The sequence below is a fragment of the Paenibacillus wenxiniae genome, assembly GCF_039822605.1.
GTDB lineage: Bacteria > Bacillota > Bacilli > Paenibacillales > Paenibacillaceae > Saccharibacillus > Saccharibacillus wenxiniae.
Genome location: NZ_JBCGUH010000015.1, coordinates 97,990 through 121,843, shown reverse-complemented (window position 1 = coordinate 121,843; position 23,854 = coordinate 97,990). Strand labels below are relative to the sequence as shown.

Here is a 23,854-nt window from a genome sequence, read left to right as displayed (position 1 = left end):
CATCGTGTGCGTGGGGCCGTGGGGTAAGAGCACTCATATATAACGATATAATCATAAGGCACTGGGCATATGCTCGGCGCTTTTTTATTTGCCTATATAGCTCAATGGTAGAGCCAGTGGATTAGCCACTGAGGTTGTCGGTTCGATTCCGGCTACGGGCTTATCAGGAAGGGGTGCTATTATGCCACTCAAGCGAATGTGCCAGCACCGAGGATGTAGTGAGGTAATAGCTGATGGTCGATACTGTGAACGGCATCAAGCGGATACAAGGCAGTATGATCAGTACCGTGAGACGGCTGCACAGCGTGGCTATGGCAGTCAGTGGCGCAAGGCTAGGGAAGGTTACCTGCGCAAGCATCCGCTGTGCGTACACTGTCGTGAGCGCGGCATACTCAAGGAGGCTACAGTAGTCGATCACATCATCCCACACAAGGGCGACAAGGAGTTGTTCTGGGAGCGAGACAACTGGCAGCCGCTGTGCGAGACGTGCCACAACGTGAAGACAGCTACCGAAGATGGTGGGTTTGGTCGGTCTATAAACCAGTCTCCACGGTAATATTTCTCCCAGGGGGTAGGGGGGTGAAATTTCTAAAAATATTTTTATATTAGACCGCGCCCCCAGTTTATTCGCGTAAAAACTCGTTTTATGAAATTTCTAGGGCTAGGGGGTTCCTGCGATGGGAAGAAACGCCAAGCCGATCGGATTGCACATCGCGCAAGGGAATCCGAACCGGCTATCAAAATCACAAATCAAGGCGCGGCAGGAAGGGGAGGTTAAGCTTGGGAAAACTGAACTGGAAAAGCTGAAACCGCCAGCGTTTGTAAAGGATGACACAGTCGCCTTCACTCATTGGAAACAGTGTATGAAGGAATATAAAGCGTCGGCTGCTGAAGGTGTAGACTTGCTTTCCAGTAGTGACGTCGGACTGCTTGCGATGTACTGCCGAACGTATTCAGAATATGAAAAGCTGTTAAAACAGTATCAGAAAATCGAAAAAATCTCAGTGAATAGTGAGGTTTTTGATGAGTATTTTGAGAACATTTTGGAGCAGGCAGATATAGATGAAGTTGATCCGCGTAGTTTTGGGTTGAAGGCACAACGATATTTGGCGCAACTGGCATCCATCGAAGGCATATTGAAAATTGAAACAGCCATCAATAAGAAGATGGACATGCTGATTAAAATGCAGGATCGGTTATTCTTAAATCCGATATCCAAAATCAAGAACGTAGCGAAGCCGAAGGAACCAGAGAAACCGGCAAGCAAGTTTGGACCGTTTGGCGGCGGACGTATTGGCTAACCCACAAATCTATCCGTACAACACTGTTGGTGAATTGGATCGGGTTACAGCTTACGCTCATGAGGTAGTATCAGGCAGAATCGTCGCCGGTTTATCCCAACGGCAAGCGTGCGAACGTCACTTGAATGACCTGAAACGACAGGGTACAGACGAATTTCCGTACAGATTTGATCCAGAAAAGGCGCAGGAACTGATCGGATTTGCCGAATGCCTGACGTTGGCAGAGGGCGATGAGCCGCAGCCACTACATTTATGGGGCTTTCAAGACTTTATTTTGGGCAGTTGGAATGGCTGGTTGCGGCTGGATGGGTATCGAAGATTCCGCACATCCTACGTACAGGTCGCCCGGCAGAATGGTAAGTCCGTGAAAAACGCGGTTCCTGCCATGTTCTACGGCAACTTTGATGGCTATAAATACCCGCAGGTATACTGCACAGCGACCAAAGAAGCGCAGGCGCGGATCGTCCTAAAGGAATGTATCAAGTTCATCAATGCTGAACCTGAACTGTGCGGCGACTCGTATACGGATGGGTTGTTCACTATCAAAGAGTACGCGGCGCGGATTGACTGCAATGTATCGTCTGGTGAGATCCGGGCGCTGGGCAGAGACACGAAATCCATTGACGGATTCCGCCCATACTTTGGCAGCGTCGATGAATATCACATGCACAAAGACGATCAGATGTACAAGCTACTGACCGGCGGTACCAAAAAGCTGAAAGAATGCTTGGTTTCGGTTATCACAACTGCCGGATTTAACATCAATTCGCCATGTTTTGAACTGTATGAGTACTGCAAATTGATCTTGAATGGCACACATCAGGACGAAACACAGTTCGTATTCATCTGTGAGATGGACAAAGATGACGACATTTGGGATGAATCGAATTGGCAAAAGTCGAATCCGCTGTGGACTGAACAAACGTTGCTCAGTTTACGGGCGGAAGCACTCAAAGCCAAGCAGATGCAAGGGCGTGAATTGCGCGATTTCATGACCAAAGGATTGAACTTTTGGGTTCAGTTTGCAGATAACCAGTATATGAACATGGAACACTGGAAGGCGTGCGCAGCCGACACCACATTGGAAGACATGCGCGGACGCGAATGCTATCTGGGGCTGGACTTATCATCCGGCGGTGACTTAACCAGTGGTGCTTTGGAATTCCCGTTGGACATTGAAGGCGTGAAAAAGTACTTCATTGACTCGCACAGCTTCATGCCTGCGCAGCGCGTAGCCGAGCATGTACGGACAGATGCAGCGCCATATGACATGTGGATATTGGACGGACTAATCACCGTCACGGAAACGTTGGGCGGTGTGAAGACGGATTATAAATATGTCATCAGTCATTATCGCAAACTCATAAAAGAATACGACTTGAAACTGCTTGGCATCGCGTATGATCCCCACAACGCTGATGCCTTTTTGCATGACTTAGAAGAATTCGGAGTGGACTGCGTGGAGATTACACAGAGTGCAAAAAGTCTCAATGATGCTACGACAGATTTTCGGCTAGAAGTCGAAGCTGGAAACGTTATTTATGACCGAAAAAATAAGCTGCTTACCTGGTCTATGGCAAATGCCAAGACGACCAGCAACAGTTTTGGAGAAATCAAAATCGATAAAGATCCGCAAGCCAAAACCAAACGCATCGATCCGGTTGACGCTGTGTTGGATGCGCATAAATTAACACTATCATTAGCGAATAAATATAAGAAATCGGTGTACGAAGAACGGGGCGTTCGCTCCATTTGAGGAGGTGAGACAACTGAGAATACCGTTTATATCTGATTGGTTGGAACGCAGAAGTGAATCAAGCAATCTGGAGAATCCGAAAAGCTGGCTATACCAAGCGTTGGGCATTCCAACAGGTAAAGGCATAGCCGTTTCTGCTGGCAGCGCCATGAGATCCACGGCTGTATTGTCCTGCGTTCGGATTTTGGCAGAAACGGTCGCGTCCTTGCCGCTTCCGGTTTACCGACGTATGAAGCCGCGCGGACGCGAACGAGTGGAACACCAAATCGGCAGGTTATTGCAAGTGAGCCCCAATCCCATGATGACGGCATTCACATTCCGCGAAACGATGATGGCGCATATCTTGCTTTGGGGTAACTGCTACGCTGAAATTGAATCAGACAATAGTGGTAATATTGTGGCACTCTGGCCGATCCCACCGAACCGCGTAGAGGTCATGGAGACGAAAGAGGGTGACATTTTTTATCGGGTAACGACAAGCAAGGGAGAACAGAAGAATATTCCAGCTTACGCCATGTTCCACATCCCCGGACTAGGGTTCGACGGGAAGAAAGGGATATCTGTAATTTCTTGGGCAAAACAATCTGTTGAATTAGCCCTGGCTACTGAGCAATTCGGTGCGGAATTCTTCGCCAACGGTACAAATGTGGGTGCAATCGCTACGCACCCAGGAACGTTGAGTGATACGGCATTTGAGCGACTACAAAAATCGCTTCGAGAAAAATATGAGGGGCTGGGCAAGTCTCACCGGATGATGCTGCTGGAAGAAGGAATGACCTTCGCCAAAAATACCATACCGCCAAACGATGCCCAGTTTTTGGAGACGCGCAAGTTTCAGACTCTTGAGATTGCGCGTATTTTCCGCGTCCCACCACACCTATTGGGCGACTTGGAACGGGCAACCTTCTCTAATATCGAGCAGCAGAGTACGGATTTTATGGTGCATAGCGTACGTCCGTGGCTGATCCGCTGGGAACAAACGATCAGTTGGAAGCTATTCAGCGAGAAAGAAAACAAGGTTTACTATGCAGAGTTCCTGATTGAAGGAATGCTGCGGGCGGATTCGCCTGCGCGCGCTGCTTTTTACAAGGAAATGTTCAACATAGGCGTATATTCACAAAACGATATCCGCGCAAAGGAAAATGAAAATCCTATCGAGGGTGGCGATCGGTACTTTGTACCGCTAAATATGCTTCCAGTAGACATGTTGGATGATTACTACAAACAGAAGAAAGAACCAATAGCTGATTCCAACCAACAACAACCGATTACGCCAGAGGGAGGTGAGAATAGTGACGAAGAAGGCGCAAAACAACAAGGAGCAACGGGAACTGATCCTACAGGGGAGCCTGCCGGAGGTCAGGAAGATTGATGGAGAGCCTACTAAGATCGTTGGGTACGCAGTCCGCTGGGATCAACTTTCACGTCCCATTTTCGGCATGTTTCAAGAGAAGTTTCAGCGTGGAGCATTTGCGGCGAGTTTGGTTTCTCCAGATGTATATGCTTCGTGGCAACATGATGCGCGTGAAATCCTTGGTCGCACGCCTAATACACTGTTGGTTGCTGAGGATGACATCGGATTGCGTTATGAAATCACGCCGCCAAACTGGGCAGAAAAATATGTCGAGTCGATTGAGCGCGGTGACGTGCGCGGCAGCTCCTTTATTTTCCGTGCTGTTAAGGAAGAATGGGATGAAAGCAATCCAGACATGGCAGTTCGAACAATATCTGAAGCTCAACTTTTTGAAGTAAGTCCTGTAACCACGCCTGCTTATCCACAATCATCGGTAGGTATCCGATCTGCTCAAGAAGTGTATGATAATCGTCCGCAACTTGAGCCAGACAACAAGGGTACTGGTGATAATCAGGAGGAAGAACAGCGTCAAGCGGATGTTAAGTTGGATTTTGAAATGAGATTAAGAAAATTGAATTTATAGGAGATGAAAAATTTGAAAAACCTGATCGAACTGAGAAAGAAGCTGGAAGCAAAGAAAAATGAAATGCGCAGCCTGATTTTGCAAGCGCAAGGCGAAAAACGCGGTTTTACGGAAGAAGAAGAAACCAATTACAGCGCGATGGAAGCTGAACAGCGCAGTCTCGAAGATGAAATCAAAATGGAAGAACGTGCACAAGCGCTTGCTATGTCTGGCGGCAGTACTCACCGTACTCCAGATGACCCAGAACACGAGGGTGAGTTCCGTGACTTCGGCGAACTGTTTATGACATATCGTACCAACCCATCCGATCCGCGTCTGCAAGAGTATCGCGACCTGGCTATGAGTTCTAATGTAACGGGAGGTATTTTTGTACCACCGCAATATTCGCAACAAATGCTGGAAATTTCCAGAGAACAGGCCATTGTGCGCCCGCGCGCTATGGTAATTCCGGCGGACAGCACGATGCCAGACGCAAACATTACTATGCCTGTGCTTGATCAAGGATCAGGAAGCAATATGTATGGTGGTGTGGAAGTTGAGTGGATTGGTGAAGGTGCAGAAAAGCCAAAAACTGACGTAAAATTCAAGGAATTGACTTTGACACCGCATGAAGTGGCTGGTCACATCGTTGTAACTGACAAACTGCTGCGCAATGCTCCAGCCATCAACGGAGTAATCAACCGCTTGTTCGGCGCTGCGATTGCCGCTGCGGAAGATAATGCATTCCTGTACGGCGATGGAAACGCAAAGCCTAAAGGAGCACTGGTCTCTGATGCTGCTAAGGTAGTCGCACGCAAAACAGCAAACGTAATTACTTATGTAGATATTGTTGCGATGCTGTCTAAAGCAAAACTTGGCGGCAGTTTGGTATGGACGGCATCACAGTCTGTGCTTCCGCAATTGCTGACAATGAAAGATGAAGCTGGCAATCTGATCTATCAGCCGAACATTGCGGCGCAAATCGGTGGTGCACTACTGGGTTATCCTATCAAGTTCACTGAAAACTCACCTACACTCGGAACCGCTGGCGATCTGGCTTTGCTTGATCTGGGATACTATGTCATCAAAGATGGTGCTGGTATCTTTATTCAATCTTCGGACGCGCCGCTTTTCACACAGAACAAGACGATCGTTAAGGCGTTTTGGAACGTGGATGGTAAGCCGTGGGTTAATGGTCCATTCAAACTGGCAAACGGATATGAGGTTTCGCCATTCGTTCGTTTGGGCATTCCAACTGCCTAATTAAAGTCGGTGAAAGGAGAGTAAACCATGACAAAAAAATATCTGGTAACCAATCCGTTCGTAGATAAGACGACTAATAAAGTTGTCTTGCCGGGTGCGGAGTATGAAGCGGATGACGAACGCGCGAAGCGCTTGCAGGCTGCTGATGTGATTGGCGCGGAGATCAAGCCGGCAAAGGCAGATGAACAGCCAACAACCAAAGTTGGTAAAAATGCCAAGGCTACGGATGCCGACGAAAAAGGAAGCTGACGCCAATGCTAATACCACTGAGCAGGGCTAAACCATTGTTAGGTATTTCTATGGATAGTGATCCATCGGATGACTTGCTGCTTATCTCCGCATTGCAGGCGGCAAGCACAGCCATTCAAAACTTTTTAAAGCGCGATTTGGAGTACGGGACATACAAGCAAACGCTTGATGCTCCTGATACTCCATTTTTGCGTTTGAAGAACTATCCGATTCACGCCGTCAACAGCTTGGAGCATCGCAGCATGACTGTGGCGGCTGAATCGTACGATATAGAAACGGATAATGGGATGTTGTTCCGGCGCGATGGATGGGGCTGCGGCGAACGCGTAATTAAGGTTGAGTATGTGGCTGGATATATTTTGCCGAGCGACATACCAGGAGTTCCTGAAAGCACACTTCCGGCTAACATCGAATATGCATGCGCTTTGCTTGCCCAGACATTGATGCGGCAGCCGGGCGTGACCGCTGAACGGGTGGGTGATCTATCTGTTAACTACAAGGACGATGGCGGCGATCTGCCGGGTGTAGTCAAAGCATTACTAATGAGGTGATTTCGTGCCGAGGTACAGACGTGCAAATGTTGAAATTAATGAACAATCGTATTTACCCGCTATCCGTATGGCGATGAAATTGTTGGCAAAGCAAGAAGTTCATATCGGTATGCAGGGCGATGCGGAACTGGCAATGATCGCTGGTGTGCATGAATATGGATCAGCAAAGATGGGCATTCCAGCTCGTTCCTTTATCGGGAGCGGGCTCAAGAAGTCCAAAGCCAAAATCACGAAGCTTGTACGCGCTGATATCACCGATATCATGCACGGCAGAGGGAAAAGCATACCCGCTTTTTTAGATGAGATCGGAGAACTGGGCAAGCAAATCACAGTTGCTAACTTCGACCGCATCAAAAAGCCAGGACTTTCACCCATTTATGCCAAGTACAAAAAGCAGGAAGGTGGCGGCAAGAAACTGCTGCAACGCGAAGCAGACCTTCGCGAGTCTCTGACCTATGTCAAGGTGTGGAAATGAGGTCATTTCGCTTCGGCGCAATGATGCGCAAATACAACACCGTGTATACGGCTGTCAGGACAGCCGCAGGAAGCCGAGATGCAGACGGGGTATGGATTACTGGTGAGGTGCAGAGGAAGCAACTGAGAGGGCATATACAGCCCATCAGTGAACGTCTGGTACAAGCAGATGGAGGTAGGTATACCGAGGAAGATCGGATGTTATACACGCAGCATGCTCACCAGACGGACGAGCTGGTCGAGTATCGCGGTGTGCAATATATCGTGTCCGAGGAAAAAGACCGCGAGTACAGCGACATTAACCAGTATGTATTAAAGAAGGTGGTTGCAAATGATACCGTTTAAAACCATCCGATCTACTATCGTGCGTAATTTGTCGGCTTATTTAGGGCTGGCATTAGTTGAGATGAGCGGCGGCGGGGATATTCCCAAAACCGCTTTTTTGACGTATGACATATCCGATATTGAGCCATTAACGCCTACAGCTCGTGAGGTGCGAGGTAGTACCGATCATTATCGTACCCGCACAGGGTTTACGGTTACATTTTTGAGTTATGCCGATGACAAAGCGACGAGCATCGAAAACGCGATGCGTGCGCAGGACTGGTTTAAGACATTTGGCTATCAGATGCTCAAGGATATTGACGTTATCGTGTACGAGATGACACCTGTATCTAATCGAGATGTATTGATTGGCGACGAGTGGGAGCGACGGCAGGGTTTTGATGTGGAGTTCCGCACGCAGTCGCTGGCTGAAATGCCACTCGTAGAGTGGATCGAGCAAACGAAATTAACAAGGAGTGAGTGACATTGTCTAATCTTAATGACGTAACTGTAGTCATTGATATCCAAAGACCAACGCCCAAAACTGGATTAGGTCGCCCGTTGATCATCGGCAGTAGCGGCGCGGCAACGGGCAAGGACTACAAAATCTATTATGAGTTGTCAGCAGTGCTGGCTGATTTCGCTAACACGACAGAGGTGTACAAAGCGGCATATGCGCTGTTCAATCAAGGTGACAATTCGCCGGAATCCATCGCTATTATGCTGTATCCGACTGGTGCAACACTGGTAGACTGGCTACCTACAATCTTTGCTAAAGACTGGTACTATCTCGTTTCCACCGATCGCACAGCGGCGAACATTATCGCTATTGCTGATGCAGTGGCATTGGACAATACGCGACAATTCTTCGCAGCAAGCAGTAGCAAGACCGATTTGGCAAACTACCTTGCGAAAAAATGGAAGCGAACTACTGTGTTCTACCACACCAACATCGCAAACTATCCAGATGCGGCACTAGTTGGTCAAGCGGGTAGTTTTGAAGCTGGATCGGCGACATGGAAGTTCCAACCTCTGAACGGTATTGTTGCACTCGATATGACACGTACTGAATTGGAAGCTATTCATGCTTTGGGAGCAATCACCTACGTTACCAAAGCGGGTGATGACGTAACCAGCGAAGGTAAAACAGTATCGGGTGAATACATCGACATTGTACAGTCTCAGGATTGGCTGATCATGAACATTGAACTTGCTGTGCAAAAGCTGTTCAACCGAGCGTCAGCAGCCGGCTCTAAAATCCCCTATGACAACCGCGGCATTGCTCAAATCGAGGGTGAGGTTCGGGTTGTACTGAAGCGCGCGGATGAAAATGAAATGATCGCGCATGATGATGACGGCTTGCCGCTATACAGTACAACATTTAAAACACGTTCCCAGGTTGATCCTGCGGACCGGGAAGCGCGCGAATACAAAGGCGGTTCGTTCGAATTCGAATTAGCCGGAGCTATTCACAAAACCAAAATCACAGGCCTGATTCGACTGTAATCAGGCTTTTATTTTTAAGGAGGTATTATCGTGACTGAAGCAAAAACTTATGATCCGCTTGACCTTTCCTTGCAAATTGGCGGCGTCTTCATTACGGCGATGAGCGAAGACATGGTGGAGGTTGAAAAAGATGAAGAAAGCTACAGTGTGAAAGTCGGCGCTCAAGGCGATGTAATCCGCAGCAAGGTCAACAATCCTTTGGCGACAATGACCCTGACCTTGTTGGCGAGTAGTCCTCAACTGGAATACCTTACCAAACTGGCTCGTACTGGCGAAATTGTGCCTGTAAGTATCATTTACAACGGAGAGGTAAAAGAGACAATTACGTCGACTCAAGCTTTTGTGAAAAAGCTACCTACTCGGACATACGGTAGCGAAGCAGAAGATCGGGAATTCGAACTGCAAATGCTCGATATGGATCAGACTTAATCTAAAAAACCGAAAAGAGGAAACAACATGCCAAACTATAAACAAAAAAAATTCACATCAAAATCCGGCAAAGAATATACATTCCAGCATCCAGGTGTGCGAGCCGTGTCCCGAATCAATGATGCTGCAAAAAACAAACACGGCGTTGTATCGGAGGAAAAACTGTCAGAAGAAATTCTGCGCTTGGTAATCGTTGCACCGAAAATGAAAATTGACGATTTTGAGGATTATGGTGAATATTCCGAAGTCGTCAACAAAGCATATGCCTGGGTAGCTGGGCAGGAGGAAGATGACGATGATCAATCAGAAGGAAGCGGAGAAAAGAGCACGGAGTAACTGGGCTCAGTGGCGGCTATTGTTGTCTGATATGAGTATCACGTATTCAGACTTGGATAACATGGATCAGGACGACATAGCAGAAGCTAACGCTGCTCTTGATCTACACGAGAAAATGCAGAAGAAAAACAGCAAGAAGTAAGGGCGCCCTGTGGCGTCCTTTTTTGTTGAGAAGGGAGTGAATCATGGGTGTAATTGGTAACCTCATGTTTGCTGTTGGATTCAAAGCCAACACTGGTCCGCTCGGCGATGTGGAAAATAAAATCAGTGGTCTAAAGATCGGTGTGGTTGGTCTCGGTGTTGCTCTGGGTGGCATTGCAGCAGCGTCGGTTAATGCGGCATCACAATTTGAGCAGGCAATGGCTCAGGTGCAGATGACTACAGGACAAACTAACGACCAAATGGAGCAGACGCGAGAAATTGCAAAGGGTCTATACTCGCAAAACTTTGGAGCTGACTGGGCTGATCTGGGCACATCTATATCTACTGTGGCTCAAGTTACCGGACAGACCGGTGCAGAGCTAGAAAACACAACAAAAAATGCTTTGTTATTGCAGCATGCCTTTGGTTATGAAGTGGCTGAGTCCGTGAAGACCACGGACACAATGATGAAGCAGTTTGGTATAACCAGCGAGCAATCGATGAACTTATTGGCACAAGGTGCGCAAAAGGGACTCGACAAGTCGGGCGAGCTGATGGATACGGCGAACGAGTATGCCAACCAGTTCAAATCGCTCGGCTTTTCAGCGGATGAAATGTTTGACACACTCGCCGCCGGCAGCGCTAACGGTGCGTTTAACTTGGACAAGGTCGGCGATGCAGTCAAAGAGTTTAACATCCGTGCAAAGGATGGTTCTAAAAGCACTAATACAGCGTTCCAGATGTTAGGTCTGGATACCGAGAAGATGATGCACACCTTCGCCGCCGGTGGTCCGGAAGCGAAAAAATCATTCCAACAAGTTCTGCAAATGATAGGTGATATTGAAGACCCGGTTCAGCGTAATACCGTCGGTGTGGCTCTTATGGGTTCTCAGTTTGAAGACCTTGAAGCGAGCACAATTAAAGCGATGGGGCACGCTAAAAGCCAGTTTGACCAAACCAAGGATACGATGGAGCAATTGAATAAAATCAAGTTCAATTCGCCTGGCGAAGCAATGGCGATGTTCGGTAGGCAAATCGAAACCGGTATCCTTATACCGATCGGCGAAAAGCTATTGCCGTATTTGAACAAGTTCGGTCAATGGGTCGCTGATCACAAGCCACAAATAGAAGCTTTTGGACAGGCGATTGGCGATAAAGTGGCTGCTGGTATTGATGGTGTTACTGCTGCTGTGCAGGCTGTGTTGCCTACTCTAAAGGCAGTCTGGCAGGATGTGAGTGGTGTAGCCACCGCGATGTACCAATGGGAAGGATTTCTGCCCGTTGTAGCTGGCTTGGTAACGGCTTTTTATACTTACCGAGCAGCAATGGCTTCGGTTGTCGTATGGCAGAAATTGCAGGCGATCTGGACAGCTAGAGCAATCATTTGGCAGACGGCGCTTAACGTGGTCATGAGCCTTAACCCGATCGGCGTAGTAATAGCAGCTATCGTAGGTTTGGTGGCAGCATTCGTTATTGCTTACAAGCGTTCAGAAACATTCCGGGATATTGTAAATAAGGCGTGGGCATCCATAAAGGTCGCCTTCAGTGCAACCATGAACTTTTTTACAGTCACGGTTCCGCAGGTGTTCAATAATATCGTCGTATGGATCATCAATGCATTCAATAAGGTCAAATCATTCTTCACGGTAACTATTCCGGCCATCTTTAATACGGTAATTAATTTCATCATTACATGGGGTCCGTTATTCTTGATTGCTCTAACAGGACCGATCGGTATTGCAGTGGCATTGGTCGTTATGTACTGGGATCAGATTTATGCGTTTACAGTATCCATTTTCAGCGCAGCAGCGGCTTGGATCGCCGGCATTTGGAATAGCATCACTGGAGTCATAAGCGGAGCGGTCATGGGCGCGTGGAACTTCATCGTAAACGCATGGAATGCGGTTAAGTCATTTCATTTATCGATTTTCACTGCTATATACATCTTTCTTAATAATGTATGGACGAATATCGTTACTGCTGTGACTACTAAGGTCACAAGCATTTCAACGACAATAACAAATATCTGGAACAATATTACGACCTTTTTACAAGGTATCAACCTGCTAGAAATCGGATCAAATATCATCGACGGTTTGATTAACGGTATCAAAGCCAAGGCGACCGCAGTTGTTGACTCTGTTAAAGAGATTGGTAATAGCATTACTAGCGCGGTTACCAATGTGCTAGATATCCACTCACCATCACGCGTGTTTAAATGGATCGGTGAAATGGCAGGCGCTGGTTTGCAGATTGGTATTCAGGGCACGCAACAGACGGTCGGCGGTGCTGCTGCTGATCTGGCCACAACCACCGTGGATCATATGCAACCTGCATACAACGGGGCTAATTATACGCCGGAGAATGCACCAGCGCGCGGACGCTCTGGATCGAGTGGCACCATGATATTTAACTTCAATATCAACGTCGATGGAGACAGTGGATCGGCAGAAGAAATTGGACAAAGTATAGCTGCTGAAGTTCGGCACGAAGTACAGGCAATCCTTGAGCAAACATTCCGACGTATGGGCTTGCCGATGCCGGAGGTGAATATGTAATGGCGTTGATTGAAAAGCAATATTACTGGATCGAAAAGGAAAGCTTGTCCTATCCGAATCAGATCACTTCTGAGCCTATCGAAAAAGGTATTGATGTTACGGATCATGTACAGCGTCAGGCACGGGTATTATCCCTATCTGGCGCTGTGACCGGTCCTGATGCAGCGAAGAAGTTGGGATATCTAAAAAAATGGAATGATAATGGAATTATCGTTAAGTATGTAGGTCGTAATGCTTTTACCGGTATTGTATCCGGGTTACAAAGCGATCACGAATATACAACAGCTGACGGCTTCACTTTCTCGTTTACACTGACCGAAGTTCAGGTAACGGAATCATCGTATACTGCCAAATTGCCTACGCCTGTTAAGGCTCAGGTAGTTAAGATAGTGAATTCAGGGGTGAAGCAGAAAAAAAGCAAAACTAGCAAGGGTAAGGGTAAAACAAAAGGCAAGAAAGGAAAGGGCAAAGGAAAAGGTAAGGGTAAAGGTAAGAAAGGGAAAGAAAAAGTGGAAAAGGTAAAATTCGTTAAGGGCAGCCCGTGGGCGACGTGAGGTGAAATATGGATTACGACTACATCGAAATCGAAAAAGAGAACATTCCTTATCGATTTGATATTACTCTGGCTGATGAATTGTTCACCTTCGAGGTACACTACAATGCCGAATACGACTACTTTACAGTTGCACTGGAAAGGGATGACGAAGTTCTAACATCTGGCGAAAAAATCGTTCATGGTATCCCGTTGTTCTACGATATCCAGGACAATCGATTTCCGAAGGTGCCCATTGTGCCATACGACGAATCTGAAAAAAATACTGTGGTCAATTGGGAGACGCTGGGGAGCAGCGTCTTTTTATATGTAATTGAGGATGATGAAGATGACGAAGAATAACTTCGGTCGTGTTGTCGAGGTATTGACGGAAAACATGAAGTTCTCCAGCTTGAATTTTAATATCGAGGGCAAAGTTCCTTTCGATAACGATCCGCTACCCAACGAATCCGAGATTAAAATCTGGAACTTATCGGATAAAACATTGAATAACATCAAGCGCGGTAAAGTGCTTATGCTGAACGCTGGGTACACTGGCGATGTTGGGTTACTGCTGCATGGATATATTTCCAATGTATCTACGACGTGGGAAGGCGTGGATAAGATCACGACTATACATGTGCTGGATAGCGAAGACTTGTCGAAACGCGTTGTAAAAGAAATCGCTTTCGCCGAAAACACGCTCGCAAGCAAGATCATCAGACAAATGGCGACCTATATTGGATTGCCGATTGCTCAGATGGAACTTAACCAGGACTATCGTTATCAGGAGGGCTACACTGCAAAGGGAGAAGTAACGGAGATTATCAGCAAGGTTGCGAAGGATTGTGCTACATCGGTATACATCAACAAAAATAAGCTTTATGTGCGTAATCTGCGCAGAGGCGGAGACGATTTGTTCACGCTCAACAAGGAAACGGGTTTAATCGGCACGCCCGGGCGTTTTGAGAAAGATGGAATGAAGGGATTCAATATTAAAATGCAGTTGCAACATAGAGTAACAACGGCATCAGCCATTGATCTTAAATGTTCCGTTTTCACAGGTCTTGTGCATGTACGTAACGGATCACACAATTTGAGTCGTACAGGCGACTTTGTTACGGAAGTGGAGGCGATACTATGAATGATCCGTCTGGCGTGTTGGGTGCGCTGCTGGCTGCATTTCAGCGGAAGATTGGCAACGACTTGCACGCATCCTTTCCTTGTCGAGTAATCGCTTACGACGAAACCAAACGGCTTGCCAGTGTGCAACCTTTGGTGCGTATCACAGATGACGAACCGGCTTTGATCGAGCGCGTTCCTGTGATGGGGCAACGTCTCAAGCTATTATCTGGTGGTAGTCCGCAAGACTACGTACCTATGTATCTTCCTGGCGATATCGTGCTTGTGTCCGTGTGCGATAACGAGATTAAAAATGTACTGTCTGGATCGGTTGCTACGCCGGATAGCACCCGGCAGCATGATCGTAATGACTGCGTAATTATAGGGGTGATCTTTTGATATCTCCAAAATTAGATGCAGATGGTGATCTCATCATTAACGAGCAAGGCGAACTGGTCATGATTGAAGACGACGACGAGCTGCTTCAATGCTTGCGTATCGGACTCAACACGAACCGAGGGGAATGGTTCTTGAACCCGGATTTAGGAATTGATTTCAGCCTATACGTTGGGAAGAATCCTAATGAAGAAGAAATGCGCAGTGATTTAGCCGACGGCATATTGCAGGAAAGTCGTATCGACTCAGTAGACGAGATCACATTTGAACGCGATCTTCCCTCGCGCCAACAGACGATTAGTTTTAAGGCAACTAAAAAAACGGGCGAAGTCATCGCAACGGAAGGAGTTGATATAGGTGCTGGATGAAACGGGGTTTAAACGCAAACGTTTCGAAGACCTATTTGCAGAGATCGAAGACAAAGCAAAAGAGACGCTTGGCGATAACATCAACACGTCAGAACGTTCACCGCTTGGCATCTTGCTTCGCTTGATGGCGTGGTTCCTCGCCGTTCTATGGTCAGTAGCGGAAAAAGTGTATTACTCCGGCTATGTTAATACCGCAGAGGGAGCGAGTTTGGATCGGCTTGCTCCGTATGTTGGCGTGTCGCGTATTTTGGAACAATACGCTACCGCAACGGTATCGATCACTGGTACACCTGGATATACTGTGCCAGCTGGTTTCTTAGTAGCGACAAGTGAAGACTTTCAATTTGAAACTACAGAGGATATGAAGTTGGGTAGTAATGGAACTGGTACGGTAGCGGTCGAAGCGATGGAATCGGGATTGGATAGCAACGTTGCTGCTGGGACGATTAAAGTCATCGTCAATCCAACACCTGACGTAACCGCTGTTAATAATCCCGCGCCTGCCGCTGGGGGGCGTTCCAAACAAACGGATGCCGAGTTCAGGGCGTTATTCGATGCGTCTGTAGCGTCTGGTGGAGCTGGTACTGTAGATGCTATTAAAGCAACGTTAGGTGCTGTGCCGGGCGTGCGAGCAGTAGAAGTTATAGAAAATCGAACCATGAACGTTGACTCATCCGGCAGACCGCCGAAAAGTTTCGAAGCTTATACGCTTGGTGGTAATCCGGCAGATATCGGAGCGGCGCTACAAAGTGTGAAGGCAGGAGGCATCGAACCATACGGCAGCATCAAAGTGCAGACGCCGGATATTGGTGGCACGATGCGAGATATGTATTATAGCCCTGCCGTTGTTGTTCCTATACACATCCAACTAGGTGTTTACAAAACGTCATCCTATCCGGCTGATGGTGATGCGCAAATACGATTAGCGTTAACGCAATTTATTGGCGGTCGTGCAGCAGATGGCACAGTATATGCCGGGCTGACAATGGGTGATGATGTGGTCCGCATGCGCCTAGCATCTAAAATTTACGCAATACCAGGCGTAGAAGATGTGACGGTGAAGTTATCTAAGACAACTACCGGATATCAAGAACAAAATATTGTTATTGATATTAATCAGGTAGCGCAAACCGATGCCAATTGGATCGAGGTGACTGATTATGATTTCAGTCGCTAAGATTTTGGAAAAGCTGACGGATGTATTCGCCAAGCGTCCGGATAGCACTATTGGCAAGTTGCTGACTATATTATCGGACAAAATGGGCGAGCTGGAGGTTACGTTTAATAAAATCGAGGAATGGCGTGATATCCAGAAAGCTAAAGGAGCCACATTGGATCTGATCGGCTCTAATGTTGGCCAGAAACGCGGTGCGGCATCAGACGCTGTATACCGGATTATGATCCAATCCAAAATCGCGCGTAATTTATCCAAAGGCGATATCAATACAATCATCCGAGTCATTGCCTTAGCGCTATCGGCGCAATATTCCGAGATAAAAATTCTGGAAAAATATGAGGATGAGTTTGACCCAGAGCCGGCTGCTATCAGTTTGATACAGATGCCGATTGATAAGTTGAACGCGTCAGGTATTAGCTTGCCACAGTTCATCCAAATCATTCAGCGCACAGTAGCGGCAGGCGTGCGAGTTTCCTCGGTCCAATTGGTCGGCTCGTTCCGTTTTTCCGACATGGCAGATCAAACGGAAGAAAATTCAAATGGTGGCTTTGGTGTGGGTGAATTTGGGTACTTATTTGACCCAGACGACAGCCCAGAATTACCTATTTAGGAAAGGAGATAACGCATGGGATTTTTGGAGAATTTACCTGTTTGGTTAGCTGCTGGCAGCGAGCCACCTGTAGCATTAAAAAATTCTGGCTACAAAGAGAAGGACGCGCCAGCCCCTAACCATTTCAATTACATGTTCAATCGCACATACAAAGCCTTAGACGAGCTGCAAAAAAACGCTGTCCATAAAGATGATTACAAGACAGTCACCGATCCCGTAACCGGATTAGCTGTACGCCTTAATACAGCGGCGTCTAGCGATATCACTTTGCAGCCAGGACTACAAACGATCCAGGCAGCACGGGACATGCCATTTAATTTGTCCGGTATTTCGGGACGCGTGTTGCTAAACCTACTAGGTCGAGCAGGTAACTTTGAGGTGTTAACCGGCTGGACAGTAGCAGGAGCTGCTATAGCCTTAAATACAGCTAACGCACTTTACGGCAGTAACTGCGCCCAAATCACATTAAGCGGATCATCTGGACGAGTCAGTCGATCGGTTACAACTGTGTCTGGCAAACGATATCTGGCAGCCGTAGAAGTTCGAATTGGCACTGCTACAAATGCTTATGTATATGTAACGGGCATGAGTAATGGCGCACCGGTGAATAATACTGCTGGCTATACTCTTATTTATGTTCCATTCACGGCGAACTCTACAACGACGGAAATTGGTGTGATGGTCAATGGAGCCAATGGGCAAACTGCCTATGTAGACGGCTTTAGGCTATATGAGCTACCGTCCAACGACTATTCCTTGATTTCAAACATGACTGCTGTAGATGTGGCCAACCGTTATCCATACACGGAAGGTCTGGCTGGTGTACGTAACCCATATGCAATCCGTTGGACATCGACTGCTAGAACGGATGTTGCTGCAATACTTGCGTTTGATACGGAATTGCTTGCGTCGCCTGTTCCGACAGATGATGCAGAGCGGGATCGGTTGGAGCAGGGGGTGGATGGACAGTATTATAAAACCAGTACATGGCGCAAGATGGCGCTGACTGGCGATCTGGCATGGGCACTGCGATCATCCAACACAGGCATTAAACGAGTGCAGATTACTGCACTCGGAGCAGGGGTGTCTACAACACCGCAAGGCTGGATAATTAAATATGACGGCAAGATTATGCAAAATGACCTGGGTGCGATCGCCAACTGGAGCAGCGGTGATATCTGGCAGCTTGGCGACACTTCGTACAATAACTTGATTGTATCGATCGCAACGGCAGATAGCGGATGGGGAGATAACTATAGCCCGACCGTGGATGAGATTAAGGCATATTTTTACGGCTGGAAAATGTACGACTACAATAACGGCAGTGGTACATCAGTCTATAACGCGCAATCTGGTCAAGTTAAAGGCTGGTGTCGGCGCATTCCTGGCGCTGATCCTTCACAGGCTGGGAGTTATGTCGAGGGTACGCAAACACTGCCAACCGTGCAAGCGGCAGGTTGGACGTCGTATGAGCTTATGTATAAGCGAGCACAAGTAAATACAGAGCCTGTACCGTCTGAGGGTGCACTTAATTTGTTACAAGGCGACAATATCGTAGAGGTTGGTAGCGGCTTGGTTTTGAGAGAGGGCGCCAAGCCCTTGCGAGATAGCGTGGCTTGGAATATAAATCACGGCGCAGCCGGATATGAGTCGTCTTTGCTGAAATTTAAAGCTGATCGATTTATTAATGTATACAAAAATGGCTATGTCGATCCGTGGACGCTGTACCCAAGTGGTACGACTATAGCAGGGGCTTTGGCGCAACGTGGGTTGGACAGATACGATCCAACCGCTGTGTACACTGCAAGCTATATACGTTTGGATAAATTTCCGGTTGTAGCAATCGCAGGCAGCCTATCTGTTAATGAGCGCGCAATCTTGGATGATCTTATCCGTGACGTACAACAGGTTACACGTCGTGTATCTGTTAATGAGTTACGAAAATCGGAAAAAGACGCAGCGGCACCTTTAATTATGCCTACATTACTAAATGGATGGAGTCCGGTAGCAAGCTTCGTCAATGGTTTTAAAAAAATAGGTAGCACTAATATCGTACTATTTTCTTTTGGAGTGACGGGTGGCGCAGGCGCGGTGTCCACCGTGCTAGCAAAGCTTCCAGCAGGCTACAGACCCGGTAAGACTTACGGCTTTACGATTACAAGCCGTAATGCGGACAGTTCAGTTATCACTAATTCCGGTGGCGAGGTTCGATCAAATGGGGATATTGTCTTTGCGACGGGTGCCGCGCAAACGGCATTCTTGCAAATATCAGGCGTTTTCGAAGCTGAATTTTAAATGAGGGAGGAATACTATGAAGTCCGTTCCTTTTGTGGACAGAGAAGGTTATTACGTTGAGGATGTTTTAGTCACATCCAATGATTTTAAATCAGTGTTAAACCATGCATCTGTTTACCGTGATCCGGTTATCATGGGCTATACAGTAGGGTATCCTATTCCAGAGGGTCTATATAAGCCGCGATTAGACATAGAACGTTTGAAGCATGAGTATAAAAGTGACGATGCCCAAAATTGGCCGGATGGATCTGATGCGGAACTGGCTATGTCATTTTGGGTTGAAGGTTTGACAGATGAGGAAATTGCAGAGATTAAAAAACCTAATCCGCCAAGTGAAATGGATGTTATCAGGCAGGAGAATGCAAACCAAAACTCCGAAATCTGGGAATATTTACTCTTTGGAGGTGCTTGATTATGGCATTGCCAGCAGCGGCATTGCAAGCGTTTTGTATAGTGGTTTTCGAGACAGGCCCACGGGCTCTTAATTCTTATCCTGAGTCAGCCTGGCCGGAGATTATGGGACATGCAACTCAAGTTAAACAATATAGTATAGGCGTATATGATACTACCTTAGCAGCCGGTCGGATCACTCAAGCACAGTATGATGCTATCGTCGGTATGATGCCGCCCGCGATAGTTCCAACCGCAGAACAACAAACAGAATCGACAGAGTGACCCAACGCCGAAAGGCGTATTTTTTATGCCCAAAACAGAGACAGAGAGGTAGTGAGGGGTTTGGGGGATGAGGTTTCACAAATCATAAGAGTGGCCGCGACTGCCATTGGCGCAGTCGTAGGCTATGCGTTTGGAGGGTGGAGCGTGTTAATTCATTTACTGCTTATACTCGTTGTGGTGGATTGGCTGACCGGTTGGGCAGCAGCGTGGATGCGTGGCGAGCTGAAAAGTCGAAAAGGATTCCACGGGGCGACTCGTAAGGTCGCCATTTTCGCTATTGTGACAATCGCACATTTTATCGATGCGGCGCTTAATTTGAGTGTTTTTCAAGATGCTGTAGTGTTCTTTTACATCGCGAACGAATTATTGTCAGTGATCGAGAATGCGGGGAAGATGGGACTGCCTATGCCGGACGTATTACGTAACGCAGTTGGTATTTTTGAATCGAAAAGGAAACCGGCAGAGAATCCCGTTTTAATCCCAGAAGCGCAGCCGGAAGCTGTGAAGGAAGAGAAGTCAGAGGAGGATGAGAAAGTTGGACATGAACAAATATAATATCGAACGGCGCTATATCGACAAGCGTCAAAACGTTCGGCCTGGTCTCCGGCTTGTATCCGGTACACCGGGCTTTTTTGTTTCTCACGACACGGGGAATCCGGGTGCATCAGCAGACAATCACTTTAAATATTTTCAAGATTTAGTTGGACGTAGCGCTTCGGCACAGGTCTTTATCGACGATCAAAAGATTCTGGAGATTATCCCAACCGGTACGGGGATCGATCCGGCTGAAAAGGCATGGCATGTCTTGTACAATGTCACGACGGATAATGAGCGTTTTGGCGATGATGCAAACGACATCGCGTTGGGTGTGGAATTGTGCTATGGCGGCAATATCGACTTTACCGCTGCATATGATCGGTATGTATGGTATTTGGCATACTGCTGCGCCAAGTGGAATAAAAATCCACTGATCCACATTGCAAGTCATCGCCAGCTCGATCCGGCACGTAAGCGTGATTGCGAGCAGGCTTTGGCGACCGGCGGCAAGACGTTTAAAGATTTGATCTATGATATAAAGACAGCAATGGAAGATAAGACACCAGCACCGCTTGATTTTGCACCTCTGAGCGGCTATTTAGCGCGTACATTGATCGATACGTATGTACGCCCTACTTGGCAAGCTGAGCACGAAGCAGGCAATACGGAAGCAGCAGCTCACTACTCACGACTAGCAGATAATATTCGATCGTCAGCAGGGATTGATGCAGATGGTCATGCGTTGGCTGCTGCTATCAAACTTCCAAAATCTAATGCTCAGGAATGTATCATCCGTTGGTTGTCGCCGGCATGGTTTGCTGCACAAGCTAAGGACAATGAGGAAGGTAAGAAACACTTTAACAATTTTGCGAATGCACTTCGGGTAGCTGCCGGAATGCCGCAAGAATAGGAGAGGTTTATAATGGATAATATGAATTTGGTATTGGCTTTTGCTTCCGTTTTGTCAGCTATCATCGTAGCATTGGTGCAACTGGTTAAGAATACAATCAACGTACCTAAAAACCTTGTACCGTTGATCGGTCTGGTTATTGGTATCCTGATCGGAGTAGCAGCATATCCATTTACCGACTTGGAAATGGTTCCGCGCTTATGGGCAGGCGGTCTAGCTGGTTTGTCTGCTACAGGGCTGTTTGAGTTAACATTGAGCAACCGACAAGGAACCACGAAAGAGTAGCGCTTGACGAATTTAAAATAAAAGCAAAAATGGTTTAAACAAGAAATGACAAAACCCTCTGCCAGCTATTGCCGGTAGAGGGTTTTTTTATTTATCTTCTATCAATTAAATGATACTGCATCGGCATTCTTATTCAACTCTTCAAAGTCTTCGCCGCCTAAGTACTTAAATTGCCGCTTCGCGCTATCCAAGTCATTGGCTTTGACCATATCGGCAAGATTTTTGAATGCTTCCTGCTGATCCGGCGCAACTCTAGGAGCGTATTTTTCAAGTACGCCTACAGCACTATCGAAACGATCTTTACTGAGCGTTCCACGTACACTAAGTTCAATATATGATTGAGTTTCGTTAAGCAGTATTTCCTTATAGCTTTCTTGCCACTCAGCTTCTGTAGGCTCAGTAGATTCCTTTTTAGTTTCAGCAGCTGGCGCCTTCTCTGCAACCGTTTCTGTCTTCTTTTCTGTAGCAGGAGCTTGATCCGTAGACGCTTCCGCAACCTTTGTCTCTGTAGATGGTTGCGAGGCTTCCTGCTTCGTTGTAGCAGGCTCGTTTGGGCTTGAGAATATAAGAACCATACCAAGGATGAAACAACCCCAACCAGCAAGGAACAATTTAAAAGAACGGTTCTGATTTTTTTTGCGCGTTACCGCGTACATTACAATTAACACCACGAAGGCTACGACCAAAAGAAAGCCGATGACAGCCAACATAAGCACTACCCCTTTATAGTTAATATGTACTACTTTTTAATTATACATACAAATCATGGAAAAGGATTCATATTTTTATTTTATTTCAGAGATTTTTGTTATTTGTCAGTATACTATTGAACATATATTTACTATAATTTATTTATTAATTTGGATGTGGAGGGAAAATATTGTTTATTGAGGCATTCCGCTTCATTATATGCTCAAGCATCGAAGCCTTTGCGGGATTAGCTCTAATGGTTTCTGTATTCCGTATTTCGCCAGCTAAGTATGTATGGCCTGTATCTTTCTTGCTTCTGGTTGTGAATTTGGTCAGCTACCTTTTAAGAGCCGAGCAATTATCTTATATCGCACCTGCCTTGATAACCGTCCTGTATGTATTGGTTATTACAATCATAATCCGCATACCTGTACTGTGGGCAGCAATCATGGCAGCGATCGGAATGTTGATATATACGTTATTACAGGCTGGTGTGATTTTGACATTGTACGGATCGTTTGATACTAGCATGCAGTATTCGGTAAAAGGATCAATAGTACAGTTGGTGACAAGTGCAATCGCACTTGGAATAGTATGGTTCTTGTTAAGATTCAGAATCGGTTTTATTGCAGACTTCGAAAAGCTTAGGTTTAAATTTGAACATGTGGCTATACTGATATTTATTACTTCTGCATTAATAGTCTTATCATTATTGATGTATGTGAACAATCTCTACTACGTGATAATATTCATGTCTCTTTTAGCTGTTGTATTGCTGTATTACGCTTTTAGAAAAGAGGCTGAATATGATTGACCAGTTAGCTCTTAAAGCAGCAACTTATATCAAAAATCAGGCTCCTGCGGATCATCCTACTAGCATCGCAGTATTGAAGCATGCTCTAGCGATCCTTATTAATATGGCAATGATTATTTTTGTGGTTATAGTGATAACTTCAATGCTCGGAACTTTGAAATTGGCTGTTATATCCATGACTTGTTTCGCTGTCCTGCGACAAATTACTGGCGGGTATCACTTGAAGTCTGGTATACAATGCGTAGTCGTTTCCTCATTACTATTTATCGTTTTACCTTTAGTTGCCATTCCCGATTCAATCATTATTTATTTCACCCTCATAAGCATGCTGCTTTGTGTAATATTTGCACCATCTGACATTGCCAAACAATCTCGAATACCTGCCAAATTCTATCCACTTCTAAAAGCATTAGGAGTTATTGTAGTTGCGAGTAATTTGCTGATCGGTTCAGATATAGTCGCGCTTTCTTTTTTAGCACAAACATTGTTATTGATTAAATGGAGGAGGTGATCGTATGCGTTTTTATGGAATGATAGCTACAGCTCTATCTTCGCTAGCAATGTTTTTTGTTTCCACTGCCAGCATTAGCTTTATCTATTCCCCAGAAGCACCTGAAGAATTGTTGAAAAAATAGGAGT

The 23,854-nt window shown here is 46.5% G+C and carries 33 protein-coding genes; 32 read left to right on the top strand and 1 reads right to left on the bottom strand.

Annotated elements, in window-relative coordinates; all coding sequences use genetic code 11:
- The first annotated feature begins 181 nt into the window (after positions 1 to 181).
- From AAHF22_RS20125 to AAHF22_RS19985, 29 genes are all read left to right on the top strand, one after another.
- Positions 182 to 556 carry an HNH endonuclease gene (locus AAHF22_RS20125; protein ID WP_347326806.1) on the top strand — a complete coding sequence of 125 codons (375 nt, stop codon included), beginning with the start codon at positions 182 to 184 and terminating at the stop codon, positions 554 to 556.
- A gap of 121 nt (positions 557 to 677) precedes the next feature.
- Positions 678 to 1,301: a terminase gene (locus tag AAHF22_RS20120; protein WP_347326805.1), complete on the top strand. Its 624-nt coding sequence runs from the start codon at positions 678 to 680 to the stop codon at positions 1,299 to 1,301.
- Positions 1,302 to 1,335: 34 nt separating this feature from the next.
- Positions 1,336 to 3,057 (top strand): terminase large subunit, encoded by a 1,722-nt coding sequence (locus AAHF22_RS20115; protein ID WP_347326810.1) that lies wholly within the window; start codon positions 1,336 to 1,338, stop codon positions 3,055 to 3,057.
- 4 nt (positions 3,058 to 3,061) lie between these two features.
- Positions 3,062 to 4,429, top strand: coding sequence for a phage portal protein (locus AAHF22_RS20110; RefSeq protein ID WP_347326804.1), 1,368 nt, complete (start codon positions 3,062 to 3,064; stop codon positions 4,427 to 4,429).
- A complete protein-coding gene (locus AAHF22_RS20105) occupies positions 4,350 to 4,994 on the top strand; it encodes an HK97 family phage prohead protease (RefSeq protein ID WP_347326803.1) in 645 nt (214 codons plus the stop codon). The genes AAHF22_RS20110 and AAHF22_RS20105 overlap by 80 nt, the downstream gene beginning before the upstream one ends.
- Positions 4,995 to 5,006: 12 nt before the next feature.
- The gene (locus AAHF22_RS20100) at positions 5,007 to 6,236 is read left to right on the top strand and encodes a phage major capsid protein (protein WP_347326802.1); all 1,230 of its coding nucleotides are present in this window, start codon (positions 5,007 to 5,009) and stop codon (positions 6,234 to 6,236) included.
- Positions 6,237 to 6,263: 27 nt separating this feature from the next.
- Complete coding sequence (locus AAHF22_RS20095) at positions 6,264 to 6,485, top strand: hypothetical protein (RefSeq protein ID WP_347326801.1); 222 nt, start codon at positions 6,264 to 6,266, stop codon at positions 6,483 to 6,485.
- Positions 6,486 to 6,490: 5 nt separating this feature from the next.
- Positions 6,491 to 7,036: a head-tail connector protein gene (locus AAHF22_RS20090; protein WP_347326800.1), complete on the top strand. Its 546-nt coding sequence runs from the start codon at positions 6,491 to 6,493 to the stop codon at positions 7,034 to 7,036.
- A 4-nt stretch (positions 7,037 to 7,040) separates the two neighbouring features.
- Positions 7,041 to 7,511 (top strand): hypothetical protein, encoded by a 471-nt coding sequence (locus AAHF22_RS20085; RefSeq protein WP_347326799.1) that lies wholly within the window; start codon positions 7,041 to 7,043, stop codon positions 7,509 to 7,511.
- The gene (locus tag AAHF22_RS20080; protein WP_347326798.1) at positions 7,508 to 7,855 is read left to right on the top strand and encodes a hypothetical protein; all 348 of its coding nucleotides are present in this window, start codon (positions 7,508 to 7,510) and stop codon (positions 7,853 to 7,855) included. Before AAHF22_RS20085 ends, AAHF22_RS20080 begins: the two co-directional genes overlap by 4 nt.
- The gene (locus AAHF22_RS20075) at positions 7,842 to 8,318 is read left to right on the top strand and encodes a phage neck terminator protein (protein WP_347326797.1); all 477 of its coding nucleotides are present in this window, start codon (positions 7,842 to 7,844) and stop codon (positions 8,316 to 8,318) included. Before AAHF22_RS20080 ends, AAHF22_RS20075 begins: the two co-directional genes overlap by 14 nt.
- 2 nt (positions 8,319 to 8,320) lie before the next feature.
- The gene (locus AAHF22_RS20070; protein WP_347326796.1) at positions 8,321 to 9,340 is read left to right on the top strand and encodes a DUF3383 family protein; all 1,020 of its coding nucleotides are present in this window, start codon (positions 8,321 to 8,323) and stop codon (positions 9,338 to 9,340) included.
- A 30-nt stretch (positions 9,341 to 9,370) separates the two neighbouring features.
- Positions 9,371 to 9,769: a phage structural protein gene (locus tag AAHF22_RS20065; RefSeq protein WP_347326795.1), complete on the top strand. Its 399-nt coding sequence runs from the start codon at positions 9,371 to 9,373 to the stop codon at positions 9,767 to 9,769.
- Positions 9,770 to 9,796: 27 nt separating this feature from the next.
- Positions 9,797 to 10,105, top strand: coding sequence for a hypothetical protein (locus AAHF22_RS20060; RefSeq protein WP_347326794.1), 309 nt, complete (start codon positions 9,797 to 9,799; stop codon positions 10,103 to 10,105).
- Positions 10,065 to 10,247 carry a hypothetical protein gene (locus AAHF22_RS20055; RefSeq protein WP_347326811.1) on the top strand — a complete coding sequence of 61 codons (183 nt, stop codon included), beginning with the start codon at positions 10,065 to 10,067 and terminating at the stop codon, positions 10,245 to 10,247. Before AAHF22_RS20060 ends, AAHF22_RS20055 begins: the two co-directional genes overlap by 41 nt.
- Positions 10,248 to 10,290: 43 nt before the next feature.
- The gene (locus AAHF22_RS20050; RefSeq protein WP_347326793.1) at positions 10,291 to 12,804 is read left to right on the top strand and encodes a phage tail tape measure protein; all 2,514 of its coding nucleotides are present in this window, start codon (positions 10,291 to 10,293) and stop codon (positions 12,802 to 12,804) included.
- Positions 12,804 to 13,358: a phage baseplate protein gene (locus AAHF22_RS20045; RefSeq protein ID WP_347326792.1), complete on the top strand. Its 555-nt coding sequence runs from the start codon at positions 12,804 to 12,806 to the stop codon at positions 13,356 to 13,358. The genes AAHF22_RS20050 and AAHF22_RS20045 overlap by 1 nt, the downstream gene beginning before the upstream one ends.
- Positions 13,359 to 13,366: 8 nt before the next feature.
- Positions 13,367 to 13,699, top strand: a complete 333-nt coding sequence (locus AAHF22_RS20040) for a phage baseplate plug family protein (protein WP_347326791.1) — start codon at positions 13,367 to 13,369, stop codon at positions 13,697 to 13,699.
- Positions 13,686 to 14,480, top strand: a complete 795-nt coding sequence (locus tag AAHF22_RS20035; protein WP_347326790.1) for a phage protein — start codon at positions 13,686 to 13,688, stop codon at positions 14,478 to 14,480. Before AAHF22_RS20040 ends, AAHF22_RS20035 begins: the two co-directional genes overlap by 14 nt.
- Positions 14,477 to 14,857, top strand: coding sequence for a Gp138 family membrane-puncturing spike protein (locus AAHF22_RS20030; protein WP_347326789.1), 381 nt, complete (start codon positions 14,477 to 14,479; stop codon positions 14,855 to 14,857). The genes AAHF22_RS20035 and AAHF22_RS20030 overlap by 4 nt, the downstream gene beginning before the upstream one ends.
- Complete coding sequence (locus AAHF22_RS20025) at positions 14,854 to 15,222, top strand: DUF2634 domain-containing protein (protein WP_347326788.1); 369 nt, start codon at positions 14,854 to 14,856, stop codon at positions 15,220 to 15,222. The genes AAHF22_RS20030 and AAHF22_RS20025 overlap by 4 nt, the downstream gene beginning before the upstream one ends.
- Positions 15,212 to 16,399: a baseplate J/gp47 family protein gene (locus AAHF22_RS20020; RefSeq protein WP_347326787.1), complete on the top strand. Its 1,188-nt coding sequence runs from the start codon at positions 15,212 to 15,214 to the stop codon at positions 16,397 to 16,399. Before AAHF22_RS20025 ends, AAHF22_RS20020 begins: the two co-directional genes overlap by 11 nt.
- Positions 16,383 to 17,009, top strand: coding sequence for a hypothetical protein (locus tag AAHF22_RS20015; protein WP_347326786.1), 627 nt, complete (start codon positions 16,383 to 16,385; stop codon positions 17,007 to 17,009). Before AAHF22_RS20020 ends, AAHF22_RS20015 begins: the two co-directional genes overlap by 17 nt.
- A 15-nt stretch (positions 17,010 to 17,024) precedes the next feature.
- Complete coding sequence (locus AAHF22_RS20010; RefSeq protein ID WP_347326785.1) at positions 17,025 to 19,304, top strand: hypothetical protein; 2,280 nt, start codon at positions 17,025 to 17,027, stop codon at positions 19,302 to 19,304.
- A 16-nt stretch (positions 19,305 to 19,320) separates the two neighbouring features.
- Positions 19,321 to 19,716, top strand: a complete 396-nt coding sequence (locus AAHF22_RS20005) for a hypothetical protein (protein WP_347326784.1) — start codon at positions 19,321 to 19,323, stop codon at positions 19,714 to 19,716.
- A 2-nt stretch (positions 19,717 to 19,718) separates the two neighbouring features.
- The gene (locus AAHF22_RS20000) at positions 19,719 to 19,979 is read left to right on the top strand and encodes a hypothetical protein (RefSeq protein WP_347326783.1); all 261 of its coding nucleotides are present in this window, start codon (positions 19,719 to 19,721) and stop codon (positions 19,977 to 19,979) included.
- A gap of 60 nt (positions 19,980 to 20,039) precedes the next feature.
- Entirely contained in the window at positions 20,040 to 20,534 is a 495-nt protein-coding gene (locus AAHF22_RS19995) for a phage holin family protein (protein ID WP_347326782.1), read from the top strand.
- Positions 20,521 to 21,426, top strand: coding sequence for a peptidoglycan recognition protein family protein (locus AAHF22_RS19990; RefSeq protein WP_347326808.1), 906 nt, complete (start codon positions 20,521 to 20,523; stop codon positions 21,424 to 21,426). Before AAHF22_RS19995 ends, AAHF22_RS19990 begins: the two co-directional genes overlap by 14 nt.
- 21 nt (positions 21,427 to 21,447) lie before the next feature.
- A complete protein-coding gene (locus AAHF22_RS19985; protein WP_347326807.1) occupies positions 21,448 to 21,711 on the top strand; it encodes a holin in 264 nt (87 codons plus the stop codon).
- Between the two features lie 101 nt (positions 21,712 to 21,812).
- Here the strand turns inward: AAHF22_RS19985 and AAHF22_RS19980 are convergent, their stop codons facing one another.
- Positions 21,813 to 22,421 carry a hypothetical protein gene (locus AAHF22_RS19980; protein ID WP_347326781.1) on the bottom strand — a complete coding sequence of 203 codons (609 nt, stop codon included), beginning with the start codon at positions 22,419 to 22,421 and terminating at the stop codon, positions 21,813 to 21,815.
- Positions 22,422 to 22,591: 170 nt separating this feature from the next.
- On the opposite strand from AAHF22_RS19980, the gene AAHF22_RS19975 reads away from it, so the two are divergent.
- From AAHF22_RS19975 to AAHF22_RS19965, 3 genes are read left to right on the top strand one after another with little or no spacing between them, the layout of a single operon-like run.
- Positions 22,592 to 23,215 carry a hypothetical protein gene (locus AAHF22_RS19975; protein WP_347326780.1) on the top strand — a complete coding sequence of 208 codons (624 nt, stop codon included), beginning with the start codon at positions 22,592 to 22,594 and terminating at the stop codon, positions 23,213 to 23,215.
- Entirely contained in the window at positions 23,208 to 23,726 is a 519-nt protein-coding gene (locus AAHF22_RS19970) for an accessory gene regulator ArgB-like protein (protein ID WP_347326779.1), read from the top strand. Before AAHF22_RS19975 ends, AAHF22_RS19970 begins: the two co-directional genes overlap by 8 nt.
- Before the next feature lie 4 nt (positions 23,727 to 23,730).
- Positions 23,731 to 23,850 carry a cyclic lactone autoinducer peptide gene (locus AAHF22_RS19965; RefSeq protein WP_347326778.1) on the top strand — a complete coding sequence of 40 codons (120 nt, stop codon included), beginning with the start codon at positions 23,731 to 23,733 and terminating at the stop codon, positions 23,848 to 23,850.
- Positions 23,851 to 23,854 lie beyond the last annotated feature (4 nt).

Excerpts from the sequence above, each read along its gene's own strand:
- AAHF22_RS20125 (WP_347326806.1), top strand. The coding sequence starts at position 182 with ATGCCACTCAAGCGAATGTGCCAGCACCGAGGATGTAGTGAGGTAATA.
- AAHF22_RS20120 (WP_347326805.1), top strand. The coding sequence starts at position 678 with ATGGGAAGAAACGCCAAGCCGATCGGATTGCACATCGCGCAAGGGAAT.
- AAHF22_RS20095 (WP_347326801.1), top strand. The coding sequence starts at position 6,264 with ATGACAAAAAAATATCTGGTAACCAATCCGTTCGTAGATAAGACGACT.
- AAHF22_RS20090 (WP_347326800.1), top strand. The coding sequence starts at position 6,491 with ATGCTAATACCACTGAGCAGGGCTAAACCATTGTTAGGTATTTCTATG.
- AAHF22_RS20080 (WP_347326798.1), top strand. The coding sequence starts at position 7,508 with ATGAGGTCATTTCGCTTCGGCGCAATGATGCGCAAATACAACACCGTG.
- AAHF22_RS20075 (WP_347326797.1), top strand. The coding sequence starts at position 7,842 with ATGATACCGTTTAAAACCATCCGATCTACTATCGTGCGTAATTTGTCG.
- AAHF22_RS20060 (WP_347326794.1), top strand. The coding sequence starts at position 9,797 with ATGCCAAACTATAAACAAAAAAAATTCACATCAAAATCCGGCAAAGAA.
- AAHF22_RS20055 (WP_347326811.1), top strand. The coding sequence starts at position 10,065 with ATGATCAATCAGAAGGAAGCGGAGAAAAGAGCACGGAGTAACTGGGCT.
- AAHF22_RS20050 (WP_347326793.1), top strand. The coding sequence starts at position 10,291 with ATGGGTGTAATTGGTAACCTCATGTTTGCTGTTGGATTCAAAGCCAAC.
- AAHF22_RS20045 (WP_347326792.1), top strand. The coding sequence starts at position 12,804 with ATGGCGTTGATTGAAAAGCAATATTACTGGATCGAAAAGGAAAGCTTG.
- AAHF22_RS20040 (WP_347326791.1), top strand. The coding sequence starts at position 13,367 with ATGGATTACGACTACATCGAAATCGAAAAAGAGAACATTCCTTATCGA.
- AAHF22_RS20035 (WP_347326790.1), top strand. The coding sequence starts at position 13,686 with ATGACGAAGAATAACTTCGGTCGTGTTGTCGAGGTATTGACGGAAAAC.
- AAHF22_RS20030 (WP_347326789.1), top strand. The coding sequence starts at position 14,477 with ATGAATGATCCGTCTGGCGTGTTGGGTGCGCTGCTGGCTGCATTTCAG.
- AAHF22_RS20015 (WP_347326786.1), top strand. The coding sequence starts at position 16,383 with ATGATTTCAGTCGCTAAGATTTTGGAAAAGCTGACGGATGTATTCGCC.
- AAHF22_RS20010 (WP_347326785.1), top strand. The coding sequence starts at position 17,025 with ATGGGATTTTTGGAGAATTTACCTGTTTGGTTAGCTGCTGGCAGCGAG.
- AAHF22_RS20005 (WP_347326784.1), top strand. The coding sequence starts at position 19,321 with ATGAAGTCCGTTCCTTTTGTGGACAGAGAAGGTTATTACGTTGAGGAT.
- AAHF22_RS20000 (WP_347326783.1), top strand. The coding sequence starts at position 19,719 with ATGGCATTGCCAGCAGCGGCATTGCAAGCGTTTTGTATAGTGGTTTTC.
- AAHF22_RS19990 (WP_347326808.1), top strand. The coding sequence starts at position 20,521 with ATGAACAAATATAATATCGAACGGCGCTATATCGACAAGCGTCAAAAC.
- AAHF22_RS19985 (WP_347326807.1), top strand. The coding sequence starts at position 21,448 with ATGAATTTGGTATTGGCTTTTGCTTCCGTTTTGTCAGCTATCATCGTA.
- AAHF22_RS19980 (WP_347326781.1), bottom strand. The coding sequence starts at position 22,421 with ATGTTGGCTGTCATCGGCTTTCTTTTGGTCGTAGCCTTCGTGGTGTTA.
- AAHF22_RS19970 (WP_347326779.1), top strand. The coding sequence starts at position 23,208 with ATGATTGACCAGTTAGCTCTTAAAGCAGCAACTTATATCAAAAATCAG.
- AAHF22_RS19965 (WP_347326778.1), top strand. The coding sequence starts at position 23,731 with ATGCGTTTTTATGGAATGATAGCTACAGCTCTATCTTCGCTAGCAATG.